The organism is Ideonella sp. A 288, assembly GCF_002198735.1.
GTDB lineage: Bacteria > Pseudomonadota > Gammaproteobacteria > Burkholderiales > Burkholderiaceae_C > Pseudaquabacterium.
The window spans coordinates 15743-28530 of sequence record NZ_MWLO01000088.1 but is presented as its reverse complement, the minus strand read 5'-3'; the positions used below and the strand labels follow the sequence as shown (position 1 = coordinate 28530).

At 72.2% G+C, this 12788-nt stretch carries 10 protein-coding genes; 5 read left to right on the top strand and 5 right to left on the bottom strand.

What is annotated here, in order from left to right; all coding sequences use genetic code 11:
- Positions 1 to 152: 152 nt before the first annotated feature.
- Genes EOINJALH_RS07775 through EOINJALH_RS07760 form a run of 4 tightly spaced genes read right to left on the bottom strand, consistent with a single transcriptional unit; the run spans position 153 to position 5859 of the window.
- The gene (locus EOINJALH_RS07775; protein WP_088279782.1) at positions 153 to 1004 is read right to left on the bottom strand and encodes a 2OG-Fe(II) oxygenase; all 852 of its coding nucleotides are present in this window, start codon (positions 1002 to 1004) and stop codon (positions 153 to 155) included.
- A gap of 48 nt (positions 1005 to 1052) precedes the next feature.
- Positions 1053 to 1835, bottom strand: coding sequence for a peroxide stress protein YaaA (gene yaaA, locus EOINJALH_RS07770; protein WP_088279780.1), 783 nt, complete (start codon positions 1833 to 1835; stop codon positions 1053 to 1055).
- 35 nt (positions 1836 to 1870) lie between these two features.
- A complete protein-coding gene (gene ypfH / locus EOINJALH_RS07765) occupies positions 1871 to 2587 on the bottom strand; it encodes an esterase (RefSeq protein WP_088279779.1) in 717 nt (238 codons plus the stop codon).
- A 50-nt stretch (positions 2588 to 2637) separates the two neighbouring features.
- Entirely contained in the window at positions 2638 to 5859 is a 3222-nt protein-coding gene (locus tag EOINJALH_RS07760) for an error-prone DNA polymerase (protein WP_088279778.1), read from the bottom strand.
- A gap of 122 nt (positions 5860 to 5981) precedes the next feature.
- Between EOINJALH_RS07760 and EOINJALH_RS07755 the strand changes: the two genes are divergently transcribed.
- The 5 genes from EOINJALH_RS07755 to EOINJALH_RS07735 all read left to right on the top strand — a co-directional run bounded on the left by EOINJALH_RS07755 (position 5982) and on the right by EOINJALH_RS07735 (position 11149).
- Positions 5982 to 6869: an ion transporter gene (locus EOINJALH_RS07755; RefSeq protein WP_088279777.1), complete on the top strand. Its 888-nt coding sequence runs from the start codon at positions 5982 to 5984 to the stop codon at positions 6867 to 6869.
- 9 nt (positions 6870 to 6878) lie between these two features.
- Entirely contained in the window at positions 6879 to 7109 is a 231-nt protein-coding gene (locus EOINJALH_RS07750) for a hypothetical protein (protein WP_088279776.1), read from the top strand.
- A gap of 197 nt (positions 7110 to 7306) precedes the next feature.
- Entirely contained in the window at positions 7307 to 9379 is a 2073-nt protein-coding gene (locus EOINJALH_RS07745; RefSeq protein WP_144289914.1) for a vanadium-dependent haloperoxidase, read from the top strand.
- Positions 9380 to 9478: 99 nt separating this feature from the next.
- Positions 9479 to 10354: an NAD(P)-dependent oxidoreductase gene (locus tag EOINJALH_RS07740; protein ID WP_088279774.1), complete on the top strand. Its 876-nt coding sequence runs from the start codon at positions 9479 to 9481 to the stop codon at positions 10352 to 10354.
- An 81-nt stretch (positions 10355 to 10435) separates the two neighbouring features.
- Entirely contained in the window at positions 10436 to 11149 is a 714-nt protein-coding gene (locus tag EOINJALH_RS07735; protein ID WP_144289913.1) for a nucleotide-binding protein, read from the top strand.
- A gap of 39 nt (positions 11150 to 11188) precedes the next feature.
- On the opposite strand, the gene EOINJALH_RS07730 is transcribed toward EOINJALH_RS07735, so the two are convergent.
- Positions 11189 to 12775 carry a gamma-glutamyltransferase family protein gene (locus tag EOINJALH_RS07730; RefSeq protein ID WP_088279773.1) on the bottom strand — a complete coding sequence of 529 codons (1587 nt, stop codon included), beginning with the start codon at positions 12773 to 12775 and terminating at the stop codon, positions 11189 to 11191.
- Between the last annotated feature and the right edge of the window lie 13 nt (positions 12776 to 12788).

Below are 12788 nucleotides of genomic sequence, written 5' to 3'. Positions count from 1 at the left end.
TTCGACGCTATGCAGCACATAAAACCGCGTCTTTGCCGCCCTGGCGTTGTTGCAAATCCTCGCGATGCCATTGGGCATCGCTGCGGTTTGCGCCTAGCCAGGACGACAAATCCATCGGTTTTCTTCAGTGCTGCACAGCATCAAACACTGCACTAGACGAACTCGCCCTCTCGCATCCACTTGGTGGCCACCCACTTCTCGCCGGCCAGCACCGGTGCACCACCGTGGAGCGCACGGGCGACGGGATGCGGACGGTCGTAACTGAAAAAGACAGCGTTGCCCTTGATCGGCGCCACCTCGAGGGCGACGTCGGGGAACACCGTGCTGCCGCCACGCTCGGGCGTGTTCAGGTACATCACCAACGTGCCGACGCGCTGCCCGCCGCGGGCCAGCACGGCACCCATGCCGGGCTGCGCGGGGTCGAAGTAATCCTGGTGCGGCTTGTACTCGGCGCCCGGCTCGTAGTGCAGCACCTGCAGGCCTTCGCCGTTGCACACCGGCCAGTGCAGCAGGTGGGCGATGCGCTGCTCGATGCGTGCGCACAGCGCCGTCTCGCCGCGGTCGAAGAACATGCCGCGGCTGGTGCGGGCCGCATGCACCTCGCTGCCGCCGGTGGCGTTGACCACGGTTTCGGAGCGCGACAGGCGCGGCCGCGCCGCGGCCACGAGTTGTTCGCATTCGTCGTCCGACAGGAAACCGCCGAGGACCACCACCCGAGGCAGCGTCATCGTCATCAGCACCTGCACGCCTCGGTCGCCCGCCCACAGCACGCTGGGCGAGTCGGTGAGGTCCGGGCCCGGCACGGGCACCGGCTCGGGCAGGGCCTCGTGCACCGAACCCGAGGCCAGGTGGTCACGCAGGGTCTGCTCGAGCGCCTCGAACGCCACCGTCTCCTGCCAGCCGCTGGCCCGCATCGAGGCCAGCACGTCCTCGGGCCGGCAGCCGGCCTTCGCCTGCTCGACGATCCAGCGGCGGAGCTCGGGGGTGACCACCTGCGACGACATGACCGCCATTTTGTCAGCGCTGCGGACCGGGGCCAGCCATGACGGATGTCAAGCCTGGCGGCGGCGGAACACCAGTCGGTCGCGCGACGAGACGCTGGCGTCGAAGGCGTAGCCGTCCTCGGCGAAGGCCTCGAGCTTGCGGACGCTGGTGACCCGCTGCTGCACCGCCCAGCGCGCCATCAGGCCGCGGGCCCGCTTGGCGAAGAAGCTGACGATCTTGTAGCCGCCGGGCTTCCAGTCCTCGAACACGCAGTCGACGACCCGGGCCTGCAGCAGCGGCCGCTGCGCCGCGCGGAAGTACTCCTGCGACGCGAGGTTGACCACCACCGCCGAGCGCTCGCCGGCCTGCAGGGCGTTGAGGTGCCCGGCGATGGTGTCGCCCCAGTAGGCGTAGAGGTCGGCGCCGCGGGCATTGGCCAGCTTCGTGCCCATCTCCAGGCGGTAGGGCTGCAGCCGGTCGAGCGGGCGCAGCACGCCGTACAGGCCCGACAGGATGACGAGGTGGCGCTGCGCCCAGCCGAGATCGGCCGACGACAGCGTGCGGGCCTGCAGGCCGTCGTAGACGTCGCCGTCGAAGGCCAGCGCGGCCGGGCGGCTGTTGCGCGCGGTGGCGCGCGGCGACCAGGCGGCGTAGCGCGCCACGTTGAGCGCGGCCAGTTCGTCGGACAGGTCCATCAGCCGTGCCACCTCCACCGGGCCCAGCGGGGCCAGCAGGCCGATCAGCTCGGCCGCGCGCTCGGTGTAGGCCGGCTCGGTGGCCCGGCGGCGCACGGCGGCGTCGAGGGGGGTGGTGTAGTCCAGGCTCTTGGCGGGCGACAGCAGGAACAGCATGGTGCGCAGTGTAGGCAGGCCGGCGGGCGGAGGTTTCAGCCTTCGTCGTCGTCCACGCGCTGCCGCTCCGCCAGGCCCGGCACGGCGCCCATCGCCGCCGCCCAGGTGCGGTGCGGGATGTGGGTGCGCAGCCGCTCGAGTGCGCAGCGCGCCAGCACCGGGTCGAGCGTGTGGCCGATGCCCTCGGCGATGTCCAGCGTGGCATCGCCCTGCAGCGCGCCCAGGCGCTCGAGCGCGGCGCGGGCGTGGGCGGCCGGGATCACGGCGTCATCGGCACCGTGGAAGAAGTGCAGCGTGGTCTGCCGCGGCGCCTGCGTGGGCAGCACCGCGTAGCGGCCGGCGAAGGCCAGCACCCGGCCGGCCAGGCCGTCGTGCAGGCCGGCCAGCTCGAGCGAGACGATGGCCCCCTGCGAGAAGCCCACCAGCGCCGTGGCCGCCGGCCCGACACCGCTGCGCTGCTGCGCGGCGCGCACCCAGTCGGCCAGGCGGGGCAGCATGGCGGCCACGCGCGCCGGGCGGTTGTCCTCGGAGAGGCCGGCCACCGAGAACCACTGCCGGCCATCGCCGCCGCCGTCGAAGGGCTCGAAGCCATCGGGGGCCATCAGCACCGCCTGCGGGTAGTCGCGCCGCAGCAGTTGCGCCATCGGCGCCATGCCCAGGCCGCGCGAGCCCACGCCGTGCAGCAGGATCATCAGTTGCTCGGGGTGGCCCTGGGCGGGCAGCCATTGCAGCGGGGCGGGGGCGGCGTCCATCGGGCCATTTTGCCGTCGGACCGCCCGCGACCCTGCGTGCCGTCGAGGGCTCAATGGAAGTTGCGGCTGCGCGCCACCAGCCCGTGCAGCAGCGCCGAGTGGTCGACCAGCGTCTTGGCGACGAGGTGGCGCACCTCGCCCTGGCGCTGCCAGACGCCGTACACCGTGAGCAGCGTCGAGCCCAGCAGCGCCTGGCGCTGGGCGCTGGCCACCGCGGGCCAGACGATCACGTTGACGGCGCCGGTCTCGTCTTCCAGCGTCACGAAGACCACGCCCTTGGCGGTTTCGGGCCGCTGGCGGTGGGTGACCAGCCCCGAGGCGCGCGCCAGCTGGCCGTGCCGATGCAGCGCCAGCACCGCCGCCGGCTGCACCTTGAAGCCGGCCAGCCGCTCGCGCAGCAGCGACAGCGGGTGGGCCTTCAGCGACAGGCCGGTGGCGCGGTAGTCGGCCACGATGGCCTCGCCCTTGGCCGGCGGCAGCAGTTCGGCCGGCGCCTCGTGGGTGCGGGTGGCGGCCAGCATCGCGGTGGCGCGGGTGTCGACGCCGCGCACCGCCCAGGCGGCCTGGTGGGTGTGGCCCACCAGCGGCGCCAGCGCATCGCCCTCGGCCAGCAGGCGCAGCGCATGGGCATCGAGCGCGGCGCGGCGGGCCAGGTCTTCCACGCTGGCGAAGGGCCCGGCGGCGCGCGCGGCCACCAGGCGCTGGGCATCGGCCTCGCGAAAGCCGGAGAGGCGGTTGAAGCCCAGGCGCACCGGCCACAGCGCGGGCGCACCGGGTTCACCGACGCGCATCGGGATATCGTCTGATTCGAGCGCACTGTCCCACCCGCTGCGCAGCACGTCCACCGGCCGCACCTGCGCGCCGTGTTCGCGCGCGTCGCGCACCAGTTGCGCCGGGGCATAGAAGCCCATCGGCTGGCTGTTCAGCAGCGCGGCCAGGAAGGCATCGGGGTGGTGGTGCTTGATCCAGGCGCTGACGTAGACCAGCAGCGCGAAGCTGGCCGCGTGGCTCTCGGGGAAGCCGTACTCGCCGAAGCCCTCGATCTGCTTGAAGATGCGCTCGGCGTACTCGGGCTCGTAGCCCTTCTCGACCATGCGGCCGACCAGCCGCGCATGGAAGGGCCCGAGGCCGCCCTTGCGCTTCCAGGCGGCCATCGCGCGGCGCAGGCTGTCGGCCTCGCCTGGCGTGAAGTCGGCGGCCAGGATGGCCAGCTGCATCACCTGCTCCTGGAAGATCGGCACGCCCAGCGTGCGCTCGAGCGCCTGGCGCACCTCGTCGCTGGGGTAGTCCACCGGCTCCTCGCCGCTGCGGCGGCGCAGGTAGGGGTGCACCATGCCGCCCTGGATGGGGCCGGGCCGCACGATGGCGACCTCGATCACCAGGTCGTAGAAGCAGCGCGGCTGCAGCCGCGGCAGCATGCTCATCTGCGCACGGCTCTCGACCTGGAAGGTGCCGACGCTGTCGCCCCGGCAGAGCATGGCGTAGACGGCCGGGTCTTCGGCCGGCACGTCCTGCATGCGGAATTCGGGGACGCCCCTCTTGCGTGCAATGAACCCGAGCGCCCGGCGGATGGCGCTGAGCATGCCCAGCGCCAGCACGTCGACCTTGATCAGGCCCAGAGCGTCGAGGTCGTCCTTGTCCCACTGGATGACCGTGCGGCCGTCCATCGCGGCGTTTTCCACCGGCACCAGGCGCGAGATGTCGTCGCGGGCGATGACGAAGCCGCCGGGGTGCTGGCTCAGGTGGCGCGGGAAGCCGATGAGCTGGCGCGTGAGCTCGACCCACTGGCGACACACCAGCGCGTCGGGGTCGAGGCCCTGCTCGCGCAGGCGCTCGGCGGCGATCTCACGGCCGTCGAACCAATGTTGCCCCTTGGCCACCGCGGCGATGCGGTCCAGGTCGAGGCCCAGCGCCCGACCCACGTCGCGCAGCGCCGAGCGCGGCCGGTAGCTGATCATCACGCCGGTGAGCGCCGCGCGGTGGCGGCCGTACTTGCGGTACAGGTACTGGATGACCTCCTCGCGGCGCTGGTGCTCGAAATCGACGTCGATGTCGGGCGGCTCGTTGCGTTCGGCGCTGATGAAGCGCTCGAACAGCAGGCTGGTGCGCGCCGGGTCGACCTCGGTGATGCCCAGGCAGTAGCACACCGCCGAGTTGGCTGCGCTGCCGCGACCCTGGCACAGGATGCCGCGCTCCTCGCGCGCCCAGCGCACGATGTCGGCCACGGTGAGGAAATAGGGCTCGAACTTCAGCTGGGCAATCAGCGCCAGCTCGTGCTCGATCGTCGCGCGCACCGCCGGCGGCGCCTCGCCGCCGAAGCGCTTGACGACCCCCGCCTCGGTGAGCGCGCGCAGCCAGCTGCCAGGGGTGTGGCCCTCGGGCACGATCTCCTCGGGGTACTCGTAGCGCAACTCGTCGAGCGAGAAGGCGCACGAGGCGGCGAGGCGCACCGAGGCCTCGAGCCATTCGGGCGGGACCAGCGTGGACAGGCGCTGGCGCGAGCGCAGGTGGGCCTCGGCGTTGGGCTCGAGGCCGAAGCCGCAATCGGCCACCGGGCGCTGCAGCCGCGTCGCGGTGAGCACGTCCTGCAGCGGCTTGCGCTGGCGCGAGTGCATCAGCACGTCGCCGGCGGCCACCAGCGGCAGGCCGGTGAGCTCGGCCACGCGCTGCACCACCTCGAGCCGGTGCGCATCGTGCGACCGGTGCAACAGCTCGACGGCGATGGCGCAGCGCGCCGGGCCGAACCAGGTCTTCAGCCACATGGCCTGCGCGAACAGCGACTCGAAGGGCTGCCAGGGCTCGTGCAGCAGCAGCGCCAGGCAATCGGGCAGGCCGGCCAGGTAGGGCGCGTGCGGCACGCGGCCTTCGAGGTCGGCCGGGTGCGCCAGGTAGCGGCCCTTGTCGGCGCGGCGCCGTGCCACGGTGATCCACTGCGCCAGGTTGCCGTAGCCGCGGCGGGTCTGCGCCAGCAGCACCAGCCGCGGCCCGGCCGGCGCCACGGCGTCGGGCTTCTGCCCCGAGGCGGCCGGCAGCGTCAGCCGCATCTCGGCGCCGATGACCAGGTGCAGGCCCAGCTTGCGCGCCTGCGTGTGAGCGCGCACCACGCCGGACAGCGAGCATTCGTCGGTGATGGCCAGCGCGGTGTAGCCCAGCGCGTGGGCACGCTCGGCCAGTTCTTCGGGGTGCGAGGCGCCGGTGAGGAAGCTGAAGTTGCTGCGGCAGTGCAACTCGGCGTAGGCCGGCAGCGGGGCCGCCGGCGGGTCGGGGGACATGGCAATCGATCGGGGCTGGGGACTGTTGTTTTATACAGCGCGGCTTGCGCCACCACAAGCACGCGCGGCACGGCCGGCGCCATTCCTTCCGCCCGCATCGCCCTGGGCTTAGCATCCCGGCCATGAGCCCGCCACCGGCAGCCACCGTCGCCATGCCCGACTACGGGCGCCCCGTCACCGGCTGGCGCCTGCGGCTGTACACGGTCATCTTCGAGGCCGACACGCGCGCCGGCCGGGCTTTCGACGTGACGCTGATCGGTGCCATCCTGGCCAGCGTGCTGGTGGTGATCCTCGACAGCATCGCCGACATCCACGCCCGCCATGCCCGGCTGCTGTCGGTGCTGGAATGGGGCTTCACGCTGCTCTTCACCGCGGAATACCTGGCCCGCCTGGCCTGCGTGCGCCACCCTGGCCGTTATGCCCGCAGTGCCTTCGGCATCATCGATCTGCTGGCCGTGGTGCCCACCTACCTGGCGGTGCTGGTGCCGGGCCTGCACGCGCTGATCGACGTGCGCGTGCTGCGCCTGCTGCGGGTGTTCCGCATCTTCAAGCTTGGCGCCTACGTGGCCGAGTTCGGCGCGCTGGGGCAGGCGCTCGCGGCCTCGCGGCGCAAGATCCTCGTGTTCATGTCCTTCGTGATGCTGGTGGTGGTGGTGATGGGCACGCTGATGTACGTGGTGGAGGGGCCGGCCAACGGCTACACCAGCATCCCGGTGGGCATCTACTGGGCCATCACCACGATGACCACGGTGGGCTTCGGCGACATCACCCCCAAGACCGACATCGGCCGCTTCCTCGCCTCGCTGATGATGCTGCTGGGCTGGGGCACGCTGGCTGTGCCCACCGGCATCGTCAGCGCCGAGTTCACCGCGCAGCGCAGCGGGCGCGCGCCCACCACGCGCACCTGCCACGCCTGCCTCACCGAAGGCCACTCGCCGGCCGCGCGCTTCTGCCGCGACTGCGGTGCGCCGCTGCCGCCCTGGCAGCACGATGCCGGCCCGGCCGGCTGATCGGCGCCGATGGCCCCACCGCCCGCCGACCCGACCTCGCCCCGCACCCCGGGCGGGTTCCTGCGCCGGTTGACCTGGTTGCTGCTGTGCGCGGGCACCGGCGCCCTCATCGGTGCCATCGGCCATGCCCTCACCGGCGAACCGGCGTGGTACGTCGCCATCTCGGTCGTCATCGCCCTGGGCTGGCTGGCCTGGGCCGACCCCACGGCCTGCCGGCCGCCCGGCGAGCGGGAGCACTGACAGCCGTCCTGCCCGCCTGGCGGGCGTCGGCGCGGCGGCCGCACCCCCCGATCCGCGGGGACGCAACGCTCGATTCGTCGCGTGGGCGCCATGTCCCCCCCGAATCCCGGGATGAATGAGCGTCTCGCGCGTCGCTACCCTGGACACAAGTTGTCACTCGGCGCCAGCAGCGGCCTCCCCGCAGCAGCGTGAACACCATGGTCCGCACCCCCCTCGCCGTCGCGCTCGTCGCGTCGCTCCTGACCAGCATCGCGGCGAAAGCCGACACCGTGGTGGTCACCTGGAACCAGGCCGCGCTGCAGGAGGTGCGACTCAGCCGCCTGGGCCCGCCGGTGGTGGCGCGTGCGCTGGCCATCGCGCACACCTGCATGTACGACGCCTGGACGTCCTACGACGCGAAGGCCATCGGCTCGGTCGTGGCCACGCCGCGCCGGCCGAGTGCCGAGCACACCGACGCCAACAAGGCCAAGGCCATCAGCTTCGCGGCCCACCGCTGCCTGAACAACCTGTTCCCGGCCGGCAGCGCGCGCCTGGACGCGGTGATGCGCGGCCTGGGCTACGACCCGCTGGACACCAGTACGCTGACCACCACACCGCAAGGCATCGGCAACGCGGCCGCCCACGCGGTGATCGCCAACCGCCGCTACGACGGCTCCAATCAGTACGGTGACCTGGCCGCTGGCGCCTACGCCGACTACACCGGCTATGCGCCGGTGAATGCGCCGATGCCGTTCTGCCTGCCGGCGACCACCGACACCTGCAACACCAACGCCACGGACGTCAACCGCTGGCAACCGCTGACCGGCGACACCGGGGTCGTCCAACGCTTCGTCGCGCCCCACTGGGAGCGCGTGACGCCGTTCGCTCTGAGCTCGGCCAGCCAGTACGACAGCCGATCCGACACCGTGGCCGGGCCGAAGGCGCAGCAGAGCGCGGCGCTGCTGCAGGCCGACATGGACGAGATCCTCGCCATCGCCAGCACCCTGGATCCGCGGAAGAAGCTGATCGTCGAGTACTGGGCCGACGGCCCGGAATCGGAACTGCCGCCCGGCCACTGGTCGTTGTTCGCGCAACACGTGTCACGGCGCGACCTGAACACGATCGACAAGGACGTGAAGATGTTCTTCGCGATGCAGAACGCATCGTTCGACGCCGGCATCGTGGCCTGGCACCTCAAGCGCAAGTTCGATGGCGTGCGGCCGATCACCGTGGTGCGCCGCCTGCGAGGCGGCCAGCAGGTGTTTGCCTGGGGCGGGCCCGGCATGGCCATTCAGATGATCGACGCCGGCACCTGGACCCCTTACAACCCCGGCAGCAACCTCACGCCCTCGTTCCCCGGCTGGGTGTCCGGGCACTCGACCTTCTCGGCCGCCAGCGCCACCGTGCTGCGCAACTTCACCGGCAGCGACAGCTTCAACTTCCATACCACCATTCCCGCCAACTTCGGCCGCGTCGAGCCCGGCGTGCCGGTCGGGCCCACCGTGCTGACCTACCCCACCTTCACCGCTGCGGTCACCGACGCCGGTCTGTCCCGCCTGTATGCCGGCATCCACTTCTCCGACGACAACACGGTGGGCCAGACACTGGGCAACCTGGCCGGCCAGGAGGCCTGGGCCAAGGCGAAATTCCTGTTCGACGGCGGCCTGACGCTGGCCGGCGCCAGCAGCAAGAACTCGCCCTGGTCCGGGAACGTGTCGTGGACTCACACCGTGGGCACGCAGAACGACCGCTTGCTGCTGGTCGGCATCTCGCTGCAGTACTACAACAACACGGTCAACAGCGTCAGCTACGCCGGCCGCGCCCTCAGCCGGCTCGGCTACGCCTACAACAACAACACCCGCGCCGAGCTGTGGTACCTGAAGGCGCCTCCTGCCGGCACCGCCACGGTGTCCGCGAACCTGTCCTACTGGGATGATGCGGTCGGCGGCGCGATGAACATCATCGGCGCCCACCAGACCACGCCCTTCGGTACCCTGCGCTGGAACACGGGCAGCACCAGCCAGGCCTGCCTGACGCTGGCCAATGAGTCGGCACCGCTGGTGGCCAGCGTGCTGGCGGCCAGCGGGGATGCCGGCGGGGTGAGCACCGCGACGAGCGGGCATTCGATGGCCTGGAACGGCCTCAGCGAGGCCGGCTGGTTCATCGGCTCCAGCGATGTCTACGGCACCGGCATGGTCGGCCCGGGCGCCCCGGTGGCCAACATCTGCGAGACGCTGAGGTACGGCCGCAACTGGAGCATGCTGGGCGTGCCCTTGAAGCCGGCCCGCTGATCGCGCAGCCCCTGCGTCGGCCGCCATGCGGCCGGCGCATGGGAAGATCCACCGCCTGCGCCTGCCCGAAGCCGGCGCCATCGAACGGCGGAGCAGCGCATGAAGAACATCGTCGTCACCGGCGGCAGCGGCAAAGCTGGCCGCGCCGTGGTGCGTGAACTGGTCGAGCACGGCCACCGTGTGCTCAACGTCGACCGCGTGCCCCCGGCCGAGCCGCTGTGCCACTTCCTGCAGGCCGACCTCAACGACATGGGCCAGGCCATCGACGCCCTGAGGCGTGCCGCCGGCACGGTGGAGCGGCGGCGCGGCTTCGAACTGGCCGACGCGGTGGTGCACCTGGCCGCCATCCCGGCGCCCGGGCTGGCGCCGGACGCCACCACCTTCCAGAACAACCTGATGAGCACCTACAACGTGTTCAGCGCGGCCACCCTGCTGGGCGTGCCGCGCGTGGTGTGGGCCTCGAGCGAGACGCTGTTCGGCCTGCCCTTCACGCGCGTGGCCCCGGCCTTCGCGCCGATCACCGAGGCGCACCCGATGCTGCCCGAGAACGGCTACGCGCTGGCCAAGGGCATGGCCGAAGAGATGGCACGGCAGATGCACCGCTGGAACCCGGGCACCTCGTTCCTGGGCCTGCGCATCTCCAACCTGATCGAGCCGCGCGAGTACCCGATGTTCGCCGGCTGGCAGCACGACGCAAGGATCCGCCAGTGGAACCTGTGGAGCTACGTCGACAGCCGCGACGTGGCACGGGCCTGCCGCCTGGGCGTCGAGGCCGATGGCGGGGGCGCCGAGCACTGCATCATCGCGGCGGCCGACACGGTGATGGCGCGGCCCAGCCGCGACCTGATGGCCGAATGCTTCCCGCAGGTGCCGGTGACACGGCCGCTGGGCGAATTCGAAACCTTGCAGTCCAACGCGCTGGCACAGCGCCTGATCGGTTACGAGCCCCAACACTCGTGGCGCGCGGCGACCTGACTGCCACGACACCGGGGCTGGGTCAATGCCGCGGCGGCGGCCATCGCCGATGATGGTGGCCTTGCCCCTGGAGCCCGCTCGATGAAAACCGCCACCGCCCTCGTCGCCCTGGTCTGCGGCCTGCTTGCCGGCGCCGCCGGTGCGGCCCCATCGCCTGAACCCACCCGCGTGTCGGGCCAGGTGCTCGAGGTGCAGACCGCCGGCGACTACACCTACCTGCGGCTGAAGACCGCGGCCGGCGAAACCTGGGCCGCGGTACCCGCCTCGACCGTGAGCATCGGCGCCACCGTCACCATCGGCGACCCGATGACGATGCACGACTTCGAAAGCAGGACGCTGAAGCGCCGCTTCGACCGCATCGTCTTCGGCACGATCGACGGCCCGGCAGGCATGGTGGCGGCGGCCCCCATGGCGGCGCCCACGCCCACCGCTGCAGCGGCGCCGAAGGCCGCCCCGGCGGCCCCCGCCGCGGCCAGCGTGACCAAGGCCGAAGGCCCCGACGCCAAGACGGTGGCCGAGGTCGCCACCCAACCCGCCGCGCTCGCCGGCAAGACGGTGGTGGTGCGCGGCACGGTGGTGAAGTTCAACGGCGGCATCATGGGCAAGAACTTCGTGCACCTGCGCGACGGCACCGGCTCGGAGGCCGACGGCAGCAACGACCTGCTGGTGCTGACGCTCGACCAGGCCCGCGTCGGTGACGTGGTCAGCGCCACCGGCACGGTGCGGGCCAACGTCAGCTTCGGCTCGGGCTACTCGTACTCCGTGCTGGTCGAAGGCGCGGCGCTGCGCAAGTAGGTACGCCGACCCGTCCGGCGTCGGCCGGCCTCGGGGCGCTCAGACGCCCGCCACCACCCCGTCGCTGCGCGGATCGGCCGCGCCCTCGATCAACCCGTTCGGGTGGCGCACCAGGGCGCCGGCGTGGCCCATGGTGTCGCTGAAGGCGTCGTCGAGCGCTTCGACGGCGTGGCCCGCGGCGCGCAGCGCCTGCACCAGGCCGGGGTCGAAGCGGTTCTCCAGCTTCAGCGACGTGCTCACGTCGCCCCAGGTGCGGCCCAGCAGCCAGCGCGGTGCCGTGACGGCCTGTTGCACCGTCTGGCCGAAGCGGGCATAGCGCGTGAACACGGCGGCCTGGGTCTGCGGCTGGCCTTCGCCGCCCATGGTGCCGTAGGGCATCACCCGGCCGTCGTCGAACAGCGCCATCGACGGGTTCAGCGTGTGGAAGGGCTTGCGACCCGGCTGCAGCGCGTTCAGGGCCCGCGGGTCGAGCGAGAAACTGGTGCCGCGGTTCTGCCAGGTGATGCCGGTGTCGCGCAGCACCACGCCCGAGCCGAACTCCCAGTAGACGCTCTGGATGAAGCTGACGGCGCGGCCCTCGCGGTCGATGGCGCCCATCCAGATGGTGTCGCCGGGCGCGGCGGGCTGCGGCCAGGGCAGCGCCTGCCGGCGGTCGATCCGTGCCGCCAGCGCATCGAGCGCCGCCGGCTCGAGGAACTGCCGCGGGTCGGCGGGCAGGCGCTGCGGGTCGGTGACCACCCGGTCGCGCACCAGGAAGGCCTGCTTGGTGGCCTCGACCAGGCCGTGCACATGGTCGAAGCCCTCGCCCTGCGCCACGCCCAGGCGTTCGAACAGCCCCAGGATCATCAGCGCGGCCAGGCCCTGCGTGGGCGGCGGCAGGTTGTAGACGCTGCAGTCGCCCAGGCGCACCGCCAGCGGGTCCACCGCCTGCGCCCGGTAGCGGGCGAGGTCGGCGGCGCGCACCGGGCTGCCGACGCGCTGCAGTTCGGCGCCGAGGCGCTCGGCGACCTGGCCGCGGTAGAAGTCGTCCAGGCCCCGCGTGGCCAGCGTGGCCAGTGTCTCGCCGAGGGCCGGCTGCTTCAGCACGTGGCCCACCGCGGGCGGCGCGCCATCGACCAGGAAGGTCTCGGCAAAGCCCGGCGCCGCCTTCAGGCCGTCGAGCTTCTGCCGCGTCAGCTCGGACTGGCTGCGCGTCACCGCGACGCCGTCGCGGGCGTGGCGGATGGCGTCGGCCAGCAGGCGCGGCAACGGCAGCGGCCGGCCCCACGGCGCCGCCACCTCGAGCGCCTTGGCCCAGCCGCCCACGGTGCCGGCCACGGTGAGCGCCGCCTGGGGGCCGCGCGCCGGGATGGCGTCCAGGCCGGCGTAGAACCCGCGGTCGGCCAGGGCGGCCGCGAAGCCGCAGGCGTCGATGGCCACCGGCGGCCGGCCGGGCTCGTGGATCAGCCAGAAGCCGTCGCCGCCGATGGCGTTCATGTGCGGGTAGACCACGGCGATGGCGGCGGCCGCGGCCACCATGGCCTCGACCGCGTTGCCGCCGTCGCGCAGCACGTCGCGGCCGGCCTGGGCCGCCAGGTGGTGGGGGGCGACGTGCATGCCGCCGAGGGCAGTGAGGGTGTTCAGCATCGGTGCGGTCCTC